The organism is Streptomyces sp. SP17BM10 (assembly GCF_036322405.1).
Classification (GTDB): domain Bacteria; phylum Actinomycetota; class Actinomycetes; order Streptomycetales; family Streptomycetaceae; genus Kitasatospora.
On the sequence record NZ_JAQYXB010000675.1, the window covers coordinates 48,794 to 66,495 of the forward strand.

General features: G+C 71.7%; 19 protein-coding genes. 6 read left to right on the top strand and 13 right to left on the bottom strand.

Features of this window, described 5'->3' with window-relative positions:
* Positions 1-62: 62 nt before the first annotated feature.
* The 4 genes from PUR71_RS35920 to PUR71_RS35935 form a co-directional block, all read right to left on the bottom strand.
* Complete coding sequence (locus PUR71_RS35920; RefSeq protein WP_329931433.1) at positions 63-860, bottom strand: alpha/beta fold hydrolase; 798 nt, start codon at positions 858-860, stop codon at positions 63-65.
* Between the two features lie 83 nt (positions 861-943).
* Positions 944-1,843 carry an aldo/keto reductase gene (locus PUR71_RS35925; RefSeq protein WP_329931434.1) on the bottom strand — a complete coding sequence of 300 codons (900 nt, stop codon included), beginning with the start codon at positions 1,841-1,843 and terminating at the stop codon, positions 944-946.
* Positions 1,840-2,706 carry a helix-turn-helix domain-containing protein gene (locus tag PUR71_RS35930; protein ID WP_329931435.1) on the bottom strand — a complete coding sequence of 289 codons (867 nt, stop codon included), beginning with the start codon at positions 2,704-2,706 and terminating at the stop codon, positions 1,840-1,842. The genes PUR71_RS35925 and PUR71_RS35930 overlap by 4 nt, the downstream gene beginning before the upstream one ends.
* Before the next feature lie 360 nt (positions 2,707-3,066).
* On the bottom strand, positions 3,067-3,432 hold the full coding sequence (locus tag PUR71_RS35935) for an STAS domain-containing protein (protein WP_329931436.1): 366 nt from the start codon (positions 3,430-3,432) through the stop codon (positions 3,067-3,069).
* A 154-nt stretch (positions 3,433-3,586) separates the two neighbouring features.
* Here PUR71_RS35935 and PUR71_RS35940 point away from each other — a divergent pair, with 154 nt between their 5' ends.
* Entirely contained in the window at positions 3,587-3,937 is a 351-nt protein-coding gene (locus tag PUR71_RS35940; RefSeq protein ID WP_329931437.1) for a helix-turn-helix transcriptional regulator, read from the top strand.
* Between the two features lie 119 nt (positions 3,938-4,056).
* Entirely contained in the window at positions 4,057-4,251 is a 195-nt protein-coding gene (locus PUR71_RS35945) for a hypothetical protein (RefSeq protein ID WP_329931438.1), read from the top strand.
* 104 nt (positions 4,252-4,355) lie between these two features.
* On the opposite strand, the gene PUR71_RS35950 is transcribed toward PUR71_RS35945, so the two are convergent.
* The 9 genes from PUR71_RS35950 to PUR71_RS35990 form a co-directional block, all read right to left on the bottom strand.
* On the bottom strand, positions 4,356-6,224 hold the full coding sequence (locus PUR71_RS35950; protein ID WP_329931439.1) for an endonuclease/exonuclease/phosphatase family protein: 1,869 nt from the start codon (positions 6,222-6,224) through the stop codon (positions 4,356-4,358).
* Between the two features lie 336 nt (positions 6,225-6,560).
* Positions 6,561-6,800 (bottom strand): hypothetical protein, encoded by a 240-nt coding sequence (locus PUR71_RS35955; RefSeq protein ID WP_329931440.1) that lies wholly within the window; start codon positions 6,798-6,800, stop codon positions 6,561-6,563.
* Between the two features lie 99 nt (positions 6,801-6,899).
* On the bottom strand, positions 6,900-8,753 hold the full coding sequence (locus PUR71_RS35960) for an RHS repeat-associated core domain-containing protein (protein ID WP_329931441.1): 1,854 nt from the start codon (positions 8,751-8,753) through the stop codon (positions 6,900-6,902).
* A 44-nt stretch (positions 8,754-8,797) separates the two neighbouring features.
* On the bottom strand, positions 8,798-11,218 hold the full coding sequence (locus PUR71_RS35965) for a hypothetical protein (RefSeq protein ID WP_329931442.1): 2,421 nt from the start codon (positions 11,216-11,218) through the stop codon (positions 8,798-8,800).
* A gap of 153 nt (positions 11,219-11,371) precedes the next feature.
* Positions 11,372-11,545: a CsbD family protein gene (locus PUR71_RS35970; protein WP_329931443.1), complete on the bottom strand. Its 174-nt coding sequence runs from the start codon at positions 11,543-11,545 to the stop codon at positions 11,372-11,374.
* A 310-nt stretch (positions 11,546-11,855) separates the two neighbouring features.
* A complete protein-coding gene (locus PUR71_RS35975; RefSeq protein WP_329931444.1) occupies positions 11,856-12,371 on the bottom strand; it encodes a DUF6328 family protein in 516 nt (171 codons plus the stop codon).
* Between the two features lie 23 nt (positions 12,372-12,394).
* On the bottom strand, positions 12,395-12,601 hold the full coding sequence (locus tag PUR71_RS35980; RefSeq protein WP_329931445.1) for a hypothetical protein: 207 nt from the start codon (positions 12,599-12,601) through the stop codon (positions 12,395-12,397).
* Positions 12,602-12,672: 71 nt separating this feature from the next.
* Positions 12,673-12,933 carry a DUF4235 domain-containing protein gene (locus PUR71_RS35985; protein WP_329931446.1) on the bottom strand — a complete coding sequence of 87 codons (261 nt, stop codon included), beginning with the start codon at positions 12,931-12,933 and terminating at the stop codon, positions 12,673-12,675.
* Positions 12,934-13,170: 237 nt separating this feature from the next.
* The gene (locus tag PUR71_RS35990; RefSeq protein ID WP_329931447.1) at positions 13,171-13,704 is read right to left on the bottom strand and encodes a hypothetical protein; all 534 of its coding nucleotides are present in this window, start codon (positions 13,702-13,704) and stop codon (positions 13,171-13,173) included.
* Between the two features lie 506 nt (positions 13,705-14,210).
* Here PUR71_RS35990 and PUR71_RS35995 point away from each other — a divergent pair.
* From PUR71_RS35995 to PUR71_RS36010, 4 genes are all read left to right on the top strand, one after another.
* Positions 14,211-14,711 (top strand): hemerythrin domain-containing protein, encoded by a 501-nt coding sequence (locus tag PUR71_RS35995; RefSeq protein WP_329931448.1) that lies wholly within the window; start codon positions 14,211-14,213, stop codon positions 14,709-14,711.
* A 391-nt stretch (positions 14,712-15,102) separates the two neighbouring features.
* Positions 15,103-15,639 carry a CinA family protein gene (locus PUR71_RS36000; RefSeq protein ID WP_329931449.1) on the top strand — a complete coding sequence of 179 codons (537 nt, stop codon included), beginning with the start codon at positions 15,103-15,105 and terminating at the stop codon, positions 15,637-15,639.
* Positions 15,640-15,797: 158 nt separating this feature from the next.
* Positions 15,798-15,974, top strand: a complete 177-nt coding sequence (locus PUR71_RS36005) for a hypothetical protein (protein WP_329931450.1) — start codon at positions 15,798-15,800, stop codon at positions 15,972-15,974.
* A gap of 285 nt (positions 15,975-16,259) precedes the next feature.
* The gene (locus tag PUR71_RS36010; RefSeq protein WP_329931451.1) at positions 16,260-17,639 is read left to right on the top strand and encodes an MFS transporter; all 1,380 of its coding nucleotides are present in this window, start codon (positions 16,260-16,262) and stop codon (positions 17,637-17,639) included.
* Positions 17,640-17,702 lie beyond the last annotated feature (63 nt).

Here is a 17,702-nt window from a genome sequence, read left to right on the forward strand (position 1 = left end):
GCGGCGCCGATGCGGGCATCCGGTCGGAGCCGGCAGGTGACATCGACGGCCGGCGCCGGGTCCTACCTGCCCGCGGGCGACGCCTGCTGCGGGAGACCGCGGACGAAGTCCAGCAGCAGGGCGCAGAACGCCGCGGGCTGTTCCAGCGGCGCGAGATGTCCGGCACCGGGGATGACGACGGTCCGACCCGCACAGAGGTCGCGGGCCAGGCCCTCGCCGCCCTCGTGGAAGTCGGGCATGTCGTGCTCGCCAACGCCGACCAGAGCGGGCACACCCCTGAGCGGGCGCAGCGCCGCCCGGCCCGTGCCGAGGGGATCTGCCGCCTGCGGCGGTTCGCCGTGGGCGAGTTGTTCGGTCAGCCGGCGGTGGAGCATGCGGGCGGCGTGGGTGCGTACCTCCTCGGTGGCCCCGGCCGAGGTCCATGCCTCGACGCCGGCCTTCACTGCGGCGTCCAGGTCTCCGGCAGCCAGTGCCGTCCGTTCGGCCTCCCAGGCGGCGTCCAGACGTGAGGAGGCGGGCTGGTCGTGGGGCCGGTACCCGACCAGTACCAGGCCCGCCACCCGCGCGGGTGCCGTCACGGCGGCCTGGAGTGCCACCAGGGCGCCCAGTGAGTTCCCGGCGAGCACGAAGCGGTCGACGCCGAGGTGGTCGAGCGTGTCGAGCACGTCCGACCAGGGGGCCACCTCGCGGCGGTCGGGCACGGTCGCGTCGCCGTGGCCGGGCAGGTCGGGGGCGATGGCCCGCACGCCCGCCTCGGCGAGCAGCGGGAGGTGGGCGCCCCACATGGTGCGGTCGGTGGGCCGGGCGTGCAGCAGGACGACGGGCCGTCCCCGGCCTGCCTCGGTGAACGGGAGCAGCATGGGTTGAGGTGCCTTCTTCGGTGAGTGGATGGGGCGGGGCCGGCCCGCGTGAGGAGCAGCGGTCGGTCCCGCGGGGGTGCGGGTCACGCGGTGTCGGTGAGTTCGTCGAGTTCCGTGCCGCCCAGGCGCAGCGCTGCCGCGGCCAGGTTCTCCTCCAGGTGCGCGACCTTCGAGGTGCCGGGGATGGGCAGCACGACCTCGGAGCGGGCGAGCAGCCAGGCCAGTGCCACCTGGGACGGGCGGGCGCCGTGGGCGGTCGCGATCCGGTCGAGGGGGCCGCCGGGGCGGGCGAGCTCACCTGCGGCCACCGGCGCCCAGGGGATGAAGCCGATGCTGTGGCGGGTGCAGTGGTCCAGGACGTCGGCAGAGCTGCGGTCGGTCAGGTTGTAGCGGTTCTGGACGGTGGCGATCTCCGCGATCGTGCGCGCGTGCTCGATCTGGTCGACGGTGACCTGGGACAGGCCGATCGCGACGATCTTGCCCTCGTCCTGGAGCCTCTTCAGCTCGCCGACCTGGTCCTCCAGCGGGACACGGGGATCGACGCGGTGCAGCTGGAACAGGTCGATGTGGTCCAGGCCGAGCCGACGAAGGCTCATCAGGGCCTGCTGGCGCAGGTACTCGGGGCGGCCGACCGGTGGCCACGCCGCGGGGCCCACGCGCACCAGCCCGTCGCCGGTCCTGATCGTGTCCGGGCCGTTGCGGGTCAGTCCGGCCTTCGTCGCGATGAGCACGTCGTCGGGGTAGGGGTGGATCGCCTCCCGGATGATCTCCTCGCTGACGTGGGGACCGTAGGAGTCCGCGGTGTCGATCAGCTGCACGCCGAGTTCGACGGCCCGGCGCACCACGCGGACGCATTCGTCGCGGTCGTCGGGCTCGCCCCACACACCGAGCCCGGTCAGCCGCATGGCGCCGAAGCCGAGACGGCTGACTTCCTTGCCGGCGATCTTGAAGGTGCCGGTGGTACCGGACAGGGCGGCGGTCATGACCGGACGCCCTCCTTTTCGGCGGTGGTGTCCTGAACGGCGGGAGCCGAGCCCTGTTCTGCCAGTCGCCGGAGCAGGACCAGGGCATCGGCGTCGGCGCTGCCGGGTTCCGCGCTGTAGACGGACAGGTGCTGCCCCGGGGCGCTGGTGACGGCCAGCGACTCGAAGTGCAGCCGCACCTCACCCACGCGGGAGTGCCGGAAGCGCTTGTCCTCCTGCGTGCGGGGACGGACCTCGTAACGTGCCCACAGCCCGGTGAAGGCGGGACTGCGCACGCCGAGCTCGCCGACGATCCGTTCGATCCGCTCGTCGTCGGGGAACTGCGAGGAGGACGCCCGCAAGTTGCCCACCGCGATGCGCGCCGCCTTGTCCCAGTCGACGTAGAACTCCCGCGCGAACGGATCGAGGAAGATCATTCGCAGCAGGTTGTCGTACCGGGCGAACCCGCGGTACAGCTCGGACGCCATCGCATTGGCGGCCAGTACGTCCTGCGCCGCGCCGACCACGAAGGCCGGCACGTCGCGCAGACCGTCCATCAGCCGCACCAGTTCCGGGGCGACGGTGGGTGCCGCGGCCGCCGTGGCGAAGACGGGCAGGCCGAGCCGGAACAGGTGGCCCGTCGCGGCACCGTCCAGCCGCAGTGCCGCAGCGATGGCCCGGAGCACCTGCTCGGACGGGTTCCGCTCACGCCCCTGCTCCAGGCGGATGTAGTAGTCCGTGCTCACCCCGGCCAGCAGCGCCACCTCGTCCCGCCGCAGCCCCGGCACCCGCCGGCCCCCGCCGTCGAACACCCCGACGTCCCGCGGCGTGATCGTCGCGCGGCGAGCACGCAGGTATTCACCGAGCTCGTTGTTGCTCTCCATGGCCGCCACGCTAGACCCACCCCGTGGGTCGGGGCGTGGGTGTGGTGCACCCACCCGGGGCTGCCGCCACCCGGAGCGGGGGCCCTGGCTGCTGACCGGCCGCGTGGTCGGCGTCGACCCCGGCCACGAGCCGCTGATCGCCGATCCGCTGTCGCTCCCCTGACTCGATCCCGACGTCCCCGACGTCCTCGGCGATGCCGCCCACCACCACCACGAGCGCGTCGCCCCTGGCCGGGACTCCACCGGCCCGGCCAGGCGGACGGGCACGGGAGCGGTTGTACTGCGCGTGTCGGGCCCAGGTGGCTTCGGTGGTCTCCTCCCGAACCCGGACTGCTACCCGATGAGGCCGGGACCACGCGCTCACATGGGCGGCACGTGCCTCGGATGGTGCCGCAGGGCGTCCTCCGCGGTGGCGTAGACGGAGAACAGGCCCGTGGTGTCGGTGAGTTCCAGCACCCGCAGCGTCCGCTCGGAAGGGGCGACCAGCACGAAGGGGACGTGCTCCGCCACGGCGCGCCGGCGGGCGATCAGGAGCAGGTTGAGGCCGGTGGAGGTGAACAGCTCCACGCCGGCGAGGTCGACGGCGACCAGGGCCGGGCGCTCGTCGAACGCGGCGTCCAGGACCCGGGCGGCGACCTGGTCGCCGTCCAGGATCATGTCCCCGGCGAAGGAGCACACCAGCGCGTCACCGATCCGGACGGTCTCCGATTTCAGGCAGGGCAGCACGGATCCTCTCCTCGGGAGACGCCGCACGGATCCGCCACGAAGCGGTACGGCAGCTGTTCCTCCACTGTTCGCCCGATTGCCCGGCCTGTCAACCAATGCACGAATTCCCTGTCGTGCTTCGGCAGCCGTGAAACACACGTCCTATGGTGGAGGCATGGACAACGACGCGGTCACCGAGCGGCACTGGACCTTCCTGACCAACCACGCCCGCGTCCTGGTCCAGATCGCCCGCGACCCCGGCATCCGCGTACGCGACATCGCCACCCGCTGCCTGCTCACCGAACGCGCCGTCCAGCGCATCATCACCGACCTCGAACAGGCCGGCTACCTCAGCCACGAACGCCGCGGCCGCACCAACCACTACAGCGTCATCGTCACCAAACAGCTGCGCCACCCCGCCGACGCCGGCCCCACCGTCGCCGAACTCCTCGCCACCCTCCTCCACTCGCCCGCCGACGGACGGCGGGGACCCGCTTCCGCCACGCCGGCCCCCTCCGAAGGCTGATCACGGCCGCCCGCCCCTCCCGGACACACGGGCAGCCCGGCCGGATCGCCCCCACCCGATGCGGGTACCCGCGCGGGACGGCGGGCCCCGGGCGTCCGCCCCGACCTACGGAGGCAGTGGTGAGCGCCAGACGGAAGCGCTGGGCCGTCGCGATGCGCGGCCGGCACGGGCACGAGCACACGGACCACGGCCGTCCCCTGCCCTCGATGGACGGCTCCCCCCGACCGCACGAGGACCGGGCGAAGCGCGACGCGCCGGCGACGGTCGGCCCGGACCGACCGCATCGCCCGGCTTCCGACACCGACGCACCATGAGGACGCAACCGTCACCACGGCCCTGGCCATCACCGGCTTCGGCGCGGCCGGCCACCAGGGCGGCGCCCTCGCAGGCCGTGGCTCGGCTGGGGTCACGGCCCGGGTCACGGCTTGATGCGGACCACCTGCGGGTCGTGGTCGCTCGCCTGCTGGGCGAACTCGGAGTTGATGTGCACCACGTCGTACTTGGCGTAGCCGACCTCGGGGCTGACCAGGATGTGGTCCAGCACCTGCGAGTTGCCCTGGTAGACGTAGGAGTACTGCTCGGTCTCCGGCAATTCGTTCACCAGGTCGCGCAGCACGCCGCCCTTGGTGAGCGCGGCCAGGGCGGGCGAGAACTGGTAGTCGTTGAAGTCGCCGAGGGAGACGACCTCGGCCTCCTGGTCGGCGGCCAGCAGCTGCGCGACGAAGGCCTGCTCGATGCCGGCCTGCTTCACCCGCTGCACCTCGGAGCTGCGGGTCGGCTGCTGGAAGCGGCTGTCGATGCCCTGGTCGCCTCCCTTGCTGTTGAAGTGGTTGGCGATCACGAAGACCTTCTGACCGCGGAAGACGAACTGGCCGACCAGGGGCTTGCGGCTGCTGGTCCACGCCTCGTCGTTCGGCTCGATCCGGCCGGGCGAGGCGGTCAGCGCGGTGGCGGCGCCGGTGCCGGTCACGCCGACGGCGGTGGTGGCGTTGCCGCCCGCGATGTCGGTGAAGGAGACCCGCTGCGGGTTGAACAGGAAGACCTGGCGGATGTTGCCGCCGGGCTCGCCGCCGTCCTTGCCGTCCTGCGGGTCGATCGAGCGCCAGTCGTACGCCGGGCCGCCGGCCGCCTTGATCGCGGCGATGAACTTGGCGACCGTCTGGCTCGCGTCGACCGTGCCGTCGTTCTTGGAGCCGTTGTCGTCCTGGATCTCCTCCAGGGCGACGATGTCGGGCGAGCGCAGGTTGGTGACGACGCCCTGGGCGAGCTGGGCGAACTTGGCGTCCGGGTTGGTCGGGGCCAGGTTCTCCACGTTGTAGGTGGCGAGGGTGAGTTCGCGGTCGCCCGCCTGGGCGGTGACCTCGCGCTGGAGGTGGTTGTCCTTCAGCGTGCCCATGGTGCCGGCGACGAGGGTGTAGCCGCCGAACTGGTTGTAGTCCAGCGGGCCGGTGGTCGCGCCGGTCAGCTCGTCGCCGACGTTGGCCACCGGGAAGGCCCGCTGCGAGGTGGGCGCCTGCTGCTGGACCATCAGGCGGCCGACGTTGGGCTCGCCGTAGGACTCGTACAGCACGCCGCCGCGCCTGCTGCGCTGGTCCTGGCGGTCGGCGGCGACCCACAACTCGCCGTACTGGTCGGTCGCCTGGACCACGCGGACGTCCTTGACCTCGACGAGCATGCCCTCCAGGGACTCGTAGAAGTCCAGGGCGTACTTCTCCGGATCGAGCTTCGCGCCGTCGATGGTGCCGTCCGCGCCGGCCGCCGGGCTGTAGGTGCCGGGGATGTCGCGGGTGTCGACGACCACCGGGGCGGGCAGCGGGTTGCCGGAGGAGACGACCGTGATGCCCGGGGCGGAGATCTCGGTGACGGACTGCGAGCCGCCGGAGTAGTTCGGGTAGTACTCGGTGACCTTGCCGCTCACCAGCACCGAGTCGCCGACCTTCACGGTCGGGTTGCCGCCGGTGTAGACGAAGACGCCGTCGCTGGTGGCCGGGTCCGCGTCCGGGTTCGGGTCCTGGATCCAGAAGCCCTTGGAACTGCCGTACGCGCGCACACCGGTGACGACGCCGGGCACGCCGGTGACGGGCTTGCCGGCCTGCGGGGATATCCGGGTGGTGCCCTGGACGTCGTGGATCCGCAGCGGGCCCGCCTCGGTCGGGGCAGGGGTCGCGGGAGCGGCGGCGCCGGCCACCGGCAGCGGGACGAGCACCAGCGAGGCGGCCAGCGAGACCGGGATCAGGGCGGCGCGCAGCAGGCTTCGGTGCGGGCGGGAGGCGGGGGCGGTGGTCACCGGGGCAGGACTCCTAGCTCCGCCGTGCGGCACGGGTGCTGGCGCGGCGGTCCGGGCGGAGGCGCACTCGAAGCGCGCGCTACTCGCATAGAGGAAGCAGGGGACGGACACCCGCCCCCCGCGGCGCCCCTCAAGATACGCGCGTAGAAAAAGCCCCGACAAGACCTCGTCAGTGAACTGCCGGTTCCTTTCGGATGACTTGACGATCCATCAATTCAGCCTGCTCCCAGGCCCCTCTCAGCGGCCTCCCAGGAATCCCCGGGCGACACCGGTCCGGGACCGGTCGGGCTGGTGTCGTTGCCCGACGATGGCCGGAGTCGCCCGGGGTTTTCCGCGTCAGTACCGCCGGCGGAGCCTGCGTTTGCGAGCGACTACGGCGAATCCGTGGAAGATGGGGAGCAGGAACACCAGAACACCGGCGACGGCGCGCCAGTTGGCCGTATACATGCCGAACACCATGACCAGGTTGGCCGCGTAGAGGAGGAGCCAGAAGGTCAGGTTGATCACCAGGGCTGTCCAGGAGTTTCCCGGACGCGCATAGGTGACCTGTCTCCAGAAGGCCTTTGCGCTGTTCATCGAGCGGTCCTCGCGCCATTCTCCGGTGAGGGGATTTGAGTCGAATGGGGCGCACCTGTGCTGGTGCGCCCCATTCGATCACGGACTATAGGTGATGGGCTAGTACAGGATCCAGTAGACGGCGTTGTCGATCGCGTTCCACGATCCCCATCCGAGGAATCGCACGATCGGGCCTCGCGCGTAGGTCAGCAGGTACCTGATCTCGAAGCGGTACCTGCTCAGTGCCCAGGTCATGGCCCCACCGGCGCCGATGCCCCAGGCGAAGGCGGAACCGAACTTGTACCCGGCCGTGCTCCAGCTCCAGCAGCGGTTGAGGCACTGGTAGGCGTACTTGGCGACCGCCATGAGGCCGGACCAGACGGCACTGCACACGAAGCCGGCGACGCCGCACGCGGCTTCGAGCGCCCAGCCTCCGGCGTAGTCGAGCGAGTAGAACATGGCCTGGCAGCCCCAGCCGCAGCTGCGCGCGCTCGACCGTCCGTCGAGGTCGACCCGGTTGAGCGGGTCGCCGTAGGTGTAGTCGTAGGCGTTGGCGTTGGCCCCGCGGATCGGGTCGACCGAGAGGAAGCGTCCGAGGGTGGGGTTGTACAGGCGGGCGCCCATGAGGACGTCGCCGGTGGGCGTCTCGCTGGAGCGCTCCTTGCCGCCCAGGTAGTCGTACCGGGCGGTGGCCGTGCCGGAGAGCGCGTTGCCGTACTCGTCGGTGGCCAGCACGGTGACGGGCGTGGTCGAGCCGCCGATCGGCAGGGTCATGGTGACGTCGCTGTGCAGGTTGGTGAGCTGCAGGACGATGTCGCCGTTGGCGGAGCTGTAGGTGGCCCCCAGGTCGCCGGCGAGGTCGGCGACGTTGCGGGTGAACGCACCGGTGCCGGTGTTCTCGACCGTCCAGGACGGCGAGTCGGCGGTGCTGTCGTAGTGGTTGACCCGGGACGCGGTCTGGGCCCACGTGCCGCCGGAGTTGGCCTCCGTGGTGGCGGTACGGAACCGGCCGGTCGGGTCGAGCTGCCAGGTGGTGCGGTTGGTGCCGGAGACCTGCTGGTAGGCGAGGTCGTTGGCGTAGTAGGCGGTGGTGGTGCCGTTGGCCTCGGCCGTGGTGCGGCCGAAGGCGTCGTAGGTGTAACCGCTGTCGACCAGGCGGTCGGCGCTGTCGTAGGTGTGGTTGAGGGTGGTGCCGCCGCCGGTCGGGCAGGACGGGGTCGTGCCGTCGAGGGTGGTGGCGCTGACCGCGGTGTTCTGGCTGGTCCGGTTGGTGTCCTTGTCGAACCCGTAGGACCGGGCCGTGCAGGTCTGCGCCTGGTTCTGGAGGACGGTCTCGTTGGCCGTGGTCAGGCGGCCGCGGGCGTCGTAGCCGTAGCTGTCGTTGACGCCGAGCCCGCCGGAGGTGGACAGGGCACGGGTGACGCGCTGTCCAGCGGCGGAGTAGCCGGCCTGGTCGGAGACCAGGACGTTGCCCGAGGCGTCGGTGTAGACCCGGGCGGTGTGCTGGCCGGTCTCGTCGACGTTCTCGGTCAGGGTGACCGAGCCGGGCAGGGTCTCGGCGACCGGGGCGCCGTTGCCGTCGTAGGTGACGCCGAAGGTGCCGGCGTTGGAGTCGGCCTTCGAGGTGGGCAGACCGCGCGGGTCCTTGGTGGTGTCGTAGGTGTAGGTGGTGGTGGACGGCGCCGAGTCGGTGACCTGGATGGGCCGGTTCAGCGCGTCGTACTGGGTGGCGGCGGTGTTGCCGTCGGCGTCCTTGTAGGAGGTCTGGCGGCCGAGCTGGTCGTAGGACCGGGTGACGGTCTTGCCGTCCGGGGTGGACGCGGTGGCGAGCAGACCGGTGGCCGCGTCGTAGCCGACCGTGCTGGTCTGCACGGCCTGTCCGAGGCCGCCGGAGACGGCGAGCTGGGTCTTGCGGCCCGCGCCGTCGTAGCTCGTGGTCACGGTGCGGGAGCTGCCGTTGGCGGCCTCCGTCACGGTGGCCACGGTGCCGTAGCGGTTGTACGTGGTCGTGGTGGTGGTCAGCTGGGAGGGGTTGGAGCCGCCGCCGGTGATCGTCCCGGCCGGGGCGGTCTGGCAGAGCAGGTCGGCCCACTCGGGGTGCCCGCCGCAGGGACCCGAGCGTACGCGAGCGTGTACTGCTTCGCGCCCGGCTCGGGCGACCAGCTGCCGTCGGCGTTCTTGGTGAAGGCCACCTCGGCGCCGCTGGCGAGCACCAGCTGGACGGCGGTGGCGGTCACCGAGCGGATCTCGGTGTAGTCGGTCGAGGCCTGCGCGGCCACGCCGCCGAAGGACCACTGCGGACCGAACGGGGCGACCTGGCCGGCCGCCGCAGCGGCGCCCGGGTTCCGGGAGGAGGCCGTGCGGGTCACGACGAGGCCCAGCGCCGAGGTGTCGGTGCCCGACAGCTGGTAGTCGCCGGTGGACAGGTTGAGCGTGCCGGGGCCGACCTGCGTGGTGGCCGCGCCGGAGGACTTGCGGTCCACGGTCGCGGTGACCGCCGAGGAGTCGTACGGCGTCGTGGCGGTGGTGAACTCGCCGCGCACCTGGACGGATCCGTCGTCGGCGAGGGTGGTGGCGGCGTCCCAGACCAGGGCCGGGGAGGTGCCGCTGCTCATGGCCACCGGCCAGGCCGCCAGCGGGCTGCCGCCGGAGGTGACGTTCGCGACCGGTATGTCACTCCAGGCGTCCGAATCGGCGCGCCGGTACTGGAACTTCACGGCGGTCGAACCGGCCGGGCCGGCCGCGGTCAGCGAGAAGCGGCGCGAGGTGCGGTCACCCAGCTTGGGCGAGGTGACGGCGCCGCCGCCGGCGTTGAACGCGTAGGTGACGGGGTTCGAGACGCTCCCGGCCACGTTGACGGTGAACACGGTGAGCGTGTGCGGGCCGTCGGTGGCCGGGGTGACCGGGACGCTCACCGCGGATCCGGTGGTGGCGACCGTGGTCTGGGGCCCGGAGTCCAGCTGCCAGACGATGCCGGCGGTGTCCGTGGCGCCGGCCGGCGGAGTCACGGTGACGTTGCCGCTGCGGCCGGCGCCGAGCGCCCAGCCGCCGGACGGATAGTCGGTGGAGGTGACGGTCGGCGTGCCGGGCGTGGTGGTCTTCACCGTGAAGACCAGTCCGCTGGGCACGGTCTGGCGCGCCCACAGCGATCCGCTGTAGCCCCAGGGCCACGCGGTGTACTGGTGGCCGTCGACCAGCTTGCCGGCGGGCACGGTCGCGGTGGAGATGCCGCCCGACGCCGTCCAGGAGCCGCTGAGGTTGGAGATGACCTGGGTGTTGCCGCCGCCGGTGGTGTCGTAGACGTTCCACTGCGCCATCACGTTGCCGCCGTCGGCGTCCGTGACGGTCGCCTGCAGTTGCGGGGTCGCCGTGTTGGTGTACAGCGTGGTGGTCGACCCCGACACCGAGGAGACGCCCGGCGTGACGGCGGGGGCGGTGCTCATCGGGTACGAGCTGTACGTCACCGACAGGTACGGCACGTTGCTGCCGTTGTTGGCCGAGTAGAACCGCTTCCAGCTGTTGGAGTCGGTCTCGTTGGTCGCCCGCAGGCCGATGTTGGCGTAGTTGTAGCCGTGGTCGCCGGCGTACTGCAGGAACGACCGGGCGACGTCGCCGCCGGCGTTGTAGGTGCCGAGCTTGAGGTCGGTGGAGGTGTACTGCGGGGTGGTGTAGCTGGTCTGCGCGAAGGTGTCCAGCACCGTCGACAGGCTGACGGACGGGTCGACGGTCACCGGGTACGCGGTCGCCGGGTCGGCCAGGAACTTCTCGTCCGGGGTCAGGGTGAGGTTCACCGTGTCCCCGGACTGCGTCATGGTCATCGCCACCGGTGCCTTGTGCGGGTGCTCCAGCGACTTGGCGTCGACCGTGGCGTCCCACATGAACGGCGCCGGGATGCTGCCCGCCGGCTTGCCGTTGGTGTCGGTGAAGGTGATCGTGCCGTCCGGGCCCTGCTTGGCCGTCAGGCCCTTGGCGGTCACCGGGATCGTCACCCGGTAGCCCGCGGCCGGGCGGGACTTGAGGAGCACGTTCTGCTCGAAGCCGTTGCGGGTGGCCTGCACGGTCACGTCCGCACCAGGGGTGACGTCGCTGTAGGTCGCGGTGTCGCCCTTGAGGGACGGCTTGGGCAGGTCGCCCTGCCAGCCGATCGAGACCTGGTGGTCACCGTCGCCCTGGGTGGCGAGGGCGGCGTCGTGACCGCCACCGGCCAGCTTCAGGCCCCGGACGTGACCCTTCGGCGTGACCGAGTGGTCCGGGGCCTCCTGCAGGGAGGTGTCCACGTCGACCCACTGGCCGTCGCGCTTGAAGCGGAAGGGCAGCGCGTACGAGTCGGTGGTGAGCGTCCCGTCCGGGTTCGCCCACGTCTTGGTCTGCTCGGTGCCGTGGTCGAGCACCTCGACCTTCGCCTTGCGCAGTCGCGCCGTGGCGATCGCTGACGGCACGTCGGGTGCCGCCTCATTCCCGGGTCTTTCACACCCGGGCCGGCCGGACGGTCCGGCGGATCCTGAACACGGCCCGTCCAGCCGGTGGGAAGCCGAACCGCACGGGGCTGGGCAACCTTCACCAGGTTGCCCAGCCCCTTCGGCACGACGCGGTCAGTCCTTGAACGCGTCCTTGACCTTCTCGCCGGCCTGCTTCACGTCGCCCTTGACCTGGTCGCCCTTGCCCTCGGCCTCCAGGCGCTCGTTGCCGACCGCCTTGCCCGCGGCTTCCTTGACCTTGCCCTTGACCTTGTCACCGAGGTTCTCGGCCTTGTCCGAGGTGCTCATCGCTTCCTCCCTGGGTTCAGATGGCCATGGCCTGTACTGCCAGGCGTCTGCCCAGCGGAACGGCATGCATGCCGCTGAGTGTGCGGCGCCGGCCGGATCAGCTGAAGAGCGTCGAACGAACGCTGCGGATCTTCGTCCGTCCGGGGTGCGGCCGGAGCGCTCGCCGGTCGTCCGGCTCGGCCTCTCCTCTTGCGGCTGGGGGCGCTGCGGCGCCCTCAGCCTTCCTGCCGTCGCGCCCCACCGCCCCACGGGCCGTCCGGGGGTTACCACGACCGGCCGCCGTCCGGATCCGGGTGCGCCGGAAGTCGGCTCAGCGTCCGCCTGCGCTTCCCGTGTCCCGCTCTCGCCGACGGGCTTCGCGTCGCAGGACCAGGTGCGGCAGGACGAGCCAGCACGTCGTGAACCAGAGCAGCACAACGCCGCTGAGGGCCGAGGCCGCGGCGGCGGTGTGCAGCGCGTTGCGGAGCAGGAGCAGCATGGCGCTGGTGATGGTCAGGGCGAGCAGGACCAGGCCGGTGGAGATGAGGTGCCCGGCTGCGTGGACGAGTTCGGGTTTCAGGCCGTGGCCGGCGAAGAACCGGTGGAAGGCGGCGGGTGCGACGAGGGCTCCGGTGGCGAACGCGCCGAGGAGGACGGTGACGACGTAGAGGTGGCGGTCGAGGACGGGCAGGGTGGTGAAGCGGGGGGTGAAGACGACGGAAAGGAGGAAGCCGAAGAGAATCTGGGCGCCGGTCTGGCAGACCCGGACTTCCTGGAGCATCTCGCTCCAGAGCCGGTCGGCGCGCTCTTCAGGTGTCTCGTCGCGATTGGACGGGCTGGGGGGCATGGTTGCCCTTCGGTGCTGCGGGCTCAGCTGGGGTCGGAGGCGGCCCAGACGATGCGCTGGACGGCGGCGGCGGAGATCCAGGTCTCGTCGGCACCGTCGGTGCCGTCGGAGCGGATCCTCACCCACCGGCCGGTCACGCGTACGCGGCCGGCGAGGTGTGCTGCCGCTGTGCCGGGCACTGCGTTCGGCAGGCAGTGGACGACGGCTGCGGCCCATTGCTTCTTGCCCATGTTTTCGAGCATCGGGGCTCGCCGCGTCCGGTGCCACCCGGGGGCGGGCCGGTCGGGTTGACGATGGGGTTTCAGTCGGGCCAGGTGCCGGTCAGGCGGCGGGCGCCGGCCGCGCCGCCGCGGTCGATGGCTGCTTTGACGAGCGCGTACACCGCTCCCTGGAGCGTCGCGGCGGTCAGCACCTCGGTCCAGGTGCGGTCCTGGTCGGTGGCGGCCGGCGCGTCGCCCTGGTGTCCGAGGAGCGCCCACAGGCGCTTGAACAGGGCACCGGCGGCGACGCCGCCCAGGACGCTGAACAGCAGCCCGAGCGGCTTGTAGAGAAGCTTGACCATCGTGAGCCTCCTGGAACTGGGACGGACGGGCAGTGCTCGTCTTTCCGAAAGGCGGCCGACGAATCACCCTGGAGAGGTGACGGTCGTGCTCGCCACGGTGGGCGCGAACGCCTGGTGGTTCAGCGGTCGCGCGACGGGAGAAGTCGGACCGGTGGCCCGGCCGGAGGGCAGTCACGGGGTGTGCCCGGGAGTGTGTCGGGACTGGTAAGAACTCCGCGCCCTCGTGTCCCTGGGTGCTCACCGGGGCGGTGGGGTGTCGCCCTCGGCGTCGGCGGCTTTGTCCGGGAGAACCCTGGAACTGACGGCTCGGTGCCAGCTGTTCAGGGTCCGTGCTTGGTTGCGGGCTCGTTCCGACAGGCGCTCCAGTTCCTGGGTCTCCAGTCGCGGCTCGCGTTCCGTGAGGGTCCTCAGTGCTCTCCACAGGGCGGCTTTGCCTTCGACACCGGTGCGCAGGGTCTCCAGCTCGATCAGGTCGGACAGCGGTGCCCGCCGGAGCAGAGTGCCGTTGGGCTTCAGGCGACCGGCCCGTTCGGCTGCGAGTCCCAGCCACGTGCGGTACCGGCGGACGGGCACGCCCAGTCGGGTCATGATCCGCACCAGCTCGTCACGGTCCTGTGCGATGTCCCTGGCCAGTTCCCTCATGCCGTCGGCGAGGCCGCTGCGGCGGTGGGTGTCCGCCATCCGGCGGGCCAGTGCCGCGCCCGCCACCGCCCCGGTGAGGTGGTCGTTCAGGTAGACGGCCAGCGGCCGTGTCGCGGTTGAAGGAGACATCGTGACCTCCGAGGGTGGTGCTCCGTCCAGGCCGGTAACGCCCTTCCATGGTCGGGCGAAGTCGTCGCCGGCGCCGCCGGTGCGCCTGCGTCTCCGGCGCGGGGACGATTGCCGGGTTGCCGAGCGGTGCGGGTGTCCGCGGAAGGGAGCGAGAGCAGGCTGACGGCTCGGCCGGACCGGTCCGTCGTGCGCCGGTTCCGCCCGCCGCTGGCAGTGGAGCTGGATGTCACCGATGCTGCCGGCCCGCGGGTGGAGAGTCGGGGGTAGCGGTCGGGATGGCGATCTCGATGGTTGCCCGCACCGTCCCATCGCAGTTCCTTCCGGCCTGCTCGGATCCGTTGGCGACGAGACAGGACCCACGTTCATCCCGCGCCGCAGGAAGAAGGCACCTCACGGGAAACCGCGCGACCACCGCCGGGACCACCCGTTCAGCCGGTCGCAGGCATGCCGAGAGCCTTGTCAGGGGACACGAAGGAACGCATCGAACCTGCTGGGAGGAATTTCCTGTGTCCACCGACGCCATCGTTCTCCTCAAGGAAGACCACAAGGACGTCCGCCGCCTCTTCCGGGCCTTCACGGGCGCCGGCGAGAACGCCCGCGCCACGAAGGCCGACCTGGTCAATCAGATCCTCGAGGCCCTCACCGTGCACACGTACATCGAGAACGAGGTGATGTACCCCGAGGTTCGCAAACTCGTGCCCGACCTGGAGCAGGACATCCTGGAGTCCTACGAAGAGCACCACGTCGCCGATCTGCTCTGCGCGGAACTGGCAGCGATGAGCCCCGACGACGAGAGGTTCGACGCGAAGACGACCGTTCTGATCGAGAGCGTCACCCACCACATCGAGGAGGAGGAGAACGACTGGTTCCCCCAGGTGCGCGAGGCTCTGGGCCGTAAGGAACTGCAGGAGATCGGCGTCCAGCTGATCGAGGCGCGCAAGAAAGCGCCCCGCCGGCCGCAGGAGCCCAGCGCGCTGAAGAAGGCCGTCGACGCGATCCTCTCGTAGCAGACGGGCCGGCAGGGCCGAGGGTGGAGCTCGCGCATCCGCGACGTGTCGGCCCGAGCGCGCCCACAGCGGCGCCGGCCTCCGCGCCGCGCCGCCGGGCCCCGCAGTTGCCCCCGGCTCCCGGCTTGGAATACAGGCCGTGCCCGCCGGGGCGGGAAGTTCACTCCGCTCCTCCATCCGGCACCGGCCCGGGTGACTGGAGGAGGAGGTGACAGGCGTGGCCGGCTTTCTCGGCACGCACCGCGTCCGGGACCGTGCCCCGGCCGAAGCCAGCCGGCCCTGCCATCGCGGTCGGAGCGCGGCCCCGGGGCCGTGCTCCGACCTCGCACGGCCGCATCAGCGTGCCTGCCGACGCGAGCACGGGTCTACTTGGTGGGGGGAAGGAGGACCGATGGGAGCGGCAAACGACGAGACGTGCCGTCGCCTCACGCGTGAGCTCCTCACGGCTCTCGCCGCGGCTGCCAGCACACTGGCGGTGGCGGAGTCACTCACCGGCGGCCTGCTGGCCTACACCCTGACAGAAGCTCCCGGCGCATCCGAAGCCTTCCGCGGGTCGGTCACCGCCTACGCCACTGACACCAAGGCAGCTGTCCTGCACGTGGACCAGTCCCTGCTCCAGGCGGCCGGGCCCGTCCATCCACACGTCGCCGCGCAGATGGCCAAGGGTGTCCGGCTCCTGATGAACGCCACCTACGGCCTGGCCACCACCGGCGTCGCCGGACCTGAGCCGCAGGGCGACCACGACCCCGGTACGGCGTACATCGCCTTCGCCTCGGCCGACCATGCCTGCTCGATGCGCCTCCATGCCGACGGAGACCGCCAAGCGGTCCAGAACGCCACTGTCCTCAGTGCCCTGACCATGCTGCAGGACCACCTGCGGCCCGGCGGTCACGGGCACACCGGCGTGGTGGGAGGACCGCCCGGGTAGGCCTCCCACCACGGGGATCCTGCTCCCACCCGCGTACGCCGAACTGACACGCCTGCGTCCGATCGGCTGCGGATCCCGGCGCAACCCACCGCTGCCCGCCCAGCCGGATCAACGGGCAGCAGGGCTTCTCCAGGGCTCGCTGCGGGGAGCGGCTCGGCATGGGCGCCACGGCCCTCGTGCGGCGGACGCCTCTCCGGGATCGTCCGGTGGACGGCTGGACGGCGCTGCTGGCGATGCTTCCACCGGGCACGTCCTCGTACGACGCCGAGGAGGCGGGCGAGGGGAGCCCGCCCAAGCAGGCGGACCGGCCCGTGCTATGGGGCCCGACGGAGTGACGAGCGTCACCTCCGCCGGGCCCCCGGCGCGTCGGGACAGGCACAGGCCCCGTGAGACACGGGCGGGCGGCCCGGCGACACGGCCGGAAGGCCTGTCCGTTTCGGGACCTTCGTCGCGAATCCGGTCGACCTTCGGCCCGGTGGCGACCCCGGTGGTCCCGGGCAACCGTGGACGGTCGCCTTCGGGCGGCGGCGCCGTCCTGCCGGGCGGCGCCTGTCCTGTCGTCTACCCGGCTTACGGCGCGCGAACAGCGCCGCCGTACGCTCCGGAGGATCCCCGAGACCATGTCCCGGACCATCGACAACGCCCCGTATACCGCCTTCCACCGCAGGCTCGCGCTCGCCTGTTCCGGCGGGCCGCTGCTCGACGGCTACATCCTGAGCATCGTCGGCGTCGCCCTCATCGGGATGCGCCCCGACCTCGGCCTGTCCACCGCGGAGGTCAGCCTGATCGGCGCCGCCGCCCTGGTGGGCATGTTCGTCGGCGGCGCCCTGTTCGGCGTGCTGACCGACAAGATCGGCCGGGAGGTGATGTACACCGCCGACCTGCTGGTCATGGTCGCCTGCTCGGTGCTCTCCTTCTGGGTCGACGCGGTGTGGGCGATCGCCGTGCTGCGCTTCGTGCTCGGCATGGCCGTGGCCGCCGACTACCCCATCGCCACCTCCCTGCTCGCCGAGTGGCTGCCCGCCAAGCACCGCGGACGCCTCCTCGGCCAGCAGATCGTGGCGTGGTACGCCGGTTCGGTCCTCGCCTACGTGGTGGGTTACCTGTTCCTGGAGCTGGCCGGTCCCGGCAGCTGGCGGTGGATGCTGGCGAGCTCGACGGTGCTGTGCGTGGTCTTCCTGGTGATCCGCCGCGGCTCCCCCGAGTCGCCGCGCTGGCTGGCCGCCAACGGGCGGGTCGGCGACGCCGTTCGCGTCGTCGAGAAGCACCTCGGCGTCCGGGTGGACGGCCGGGAGCTGATGCCCGATCCGGCCGGCGCCGCGCGGCGCGTCGGCGGGCTGCGGCTGCTGATGACCCCGCCGTACCGCCGCCGCACCCTGTTCTGCGGCCTGTTCTTCCTCTGCCAGGTCGGCCCGCTGTTCGCGATGCTCACCTTCGGTCCGCAGATCCTCTCCTCGTTCGGCATGCCGGGCGGCACCGTGATGGACACCCTCGGCACCGGGCTGATCAGCCTCGTGTTCCTGCTCGGCTGCTACCCCGCGCTGCGACTGATCGACTCCAAGGGCCGACGCCCCGTCATCATCTGGTCCTTCGCGCTCATGACCGTGCCGCTGGCACTGCTCGGCGTGTGGCCCACCGCGCCGGCCGCCGTCGCGCTCACCGCGCTCTGCGCGTACGCCTTCCTGTGCGGCGGGCCCAACGTGCTCGACTGGACCTACCCCAACGAGCTCTTCCCGACCGAGATCCGGGCCACCGCCGTCGGCGTGGCCACCTCGGTGAGCCGGATCGGCGCGGCCGTCGGCACCTACCTGCTGCCGCTGTCGCTGACCGGCCTCGGCACCGGCCCGACCATGCTGATCGCGGCCGGGACGACGGCGCTCGGGCTCCTGGTGTGCGTGCTGTGGGCCGAGGAGACGCGCGGCACGGCGCTGGGCGCCACCCCGGCGCCGGCGGGCACGGCGGCCGTCCCGGCGCAGCGGGTGCCGCAGACGGTGCGCTGACGCCGCCATCGACACGGAGGCGCCGCCCAGGTGGCGGCGCCTCCGTGTCAGCGCCTGACCGCC

Bases quoted from the DNA above. Each gene is read 5' to 3' on its own strand.
- PUR71_RS35940 (WP_329931437.1), top strand. From the start codon at position 3,587: ATGGACAACGACGCGGTCACCGAGCGGCACTGGACCTTCCTGACCAAC.
- PUR71_RS35975 (WP_329931444.1), bottom strand. From the start codon at position 12,371: ATGCCCCCCAGCCCGTCCAATCGCGACGAGACACCTGAAGAGCGCGCC.
- PUR71_RS36000 (WP_329931449.1), top strand. From the start codon at position 15,103: ATGGGAGCGGCAAACGACGAGACGTGCCGTCGCCTCACGCGTGAGCTC.
- PUR71_RS35980 (WP_329931445.1), bottom strand. From the start codon at position 12,601: ATGGGCAAGAAGCAATGGGCCGCAGCCGTCGTCCACTGCCTGCCGAAC.
- PUR71_RS35925 (WP_329931434.1), bottom strand. From the start codon at position 1,843: ATGACCGCCGCCCTGTCCGGTACCACCGGCACCTTCAAGATCGCCGGC.
- PUR71_RS35970 (WP_329931443.1), bottom strand. From the start codon at position 11,545: ATGAGCACCTCGGACAAGGCCGAGAACCTCGGTGACAAGGTCAAGGGC.
- PUR71_RS35990 (WP_329931447.1), bottom strand. From the start codon at position 13,704: ATGTCTCCTTCAACCGCGACACGGCCGCTGGCCGTCTACCTGAACGAC.
- PUR71_RS36010 (WP_329931451.1), top strand. From the start codon at position 16,260: ATGTCCCGGACCATCGACAACGCCCCGTATACCGCCTTCCACCGCAGG.
- PUR71_RS35930 (WP_329931435.1), bottom strand. From the start codon at position 2,706: ATGGAGAGCAACAACGAGCTCGGTGAATACCTGCGTGCTCGCCGCGCG.
- PUR71_RS35920 (WP_329931433.1), bottom strand. From the start codon at position 860: ATGCTGCTCCCGTTCACCGAGGCAGGCCGGGGACGGCCCGTCGTCCTG.
- PUR71_RS36005 (WP_329931450.1), top strand. From the start codon at position 15,798: ATGGGCGCCACGGCCCTCGTGCGGCGGACGCCTCTCCGGGATCGTCCG.
- PUR71_RS35955 (WP_329931440.1), bottom strand. From the start codon at position 6,800: ATGAACAGCGCAAAGGCCTTCTGGAGACAGGTCACCTATGCGCGTCCG.
- PUR71_RS35985 (WP_329931446.1), bottom strand. From the start codon at position 12,933: ATGGTCAAGCTTCTCTACAAGCCGCTCGGGCTGCTGTTCAGCGTCCTG.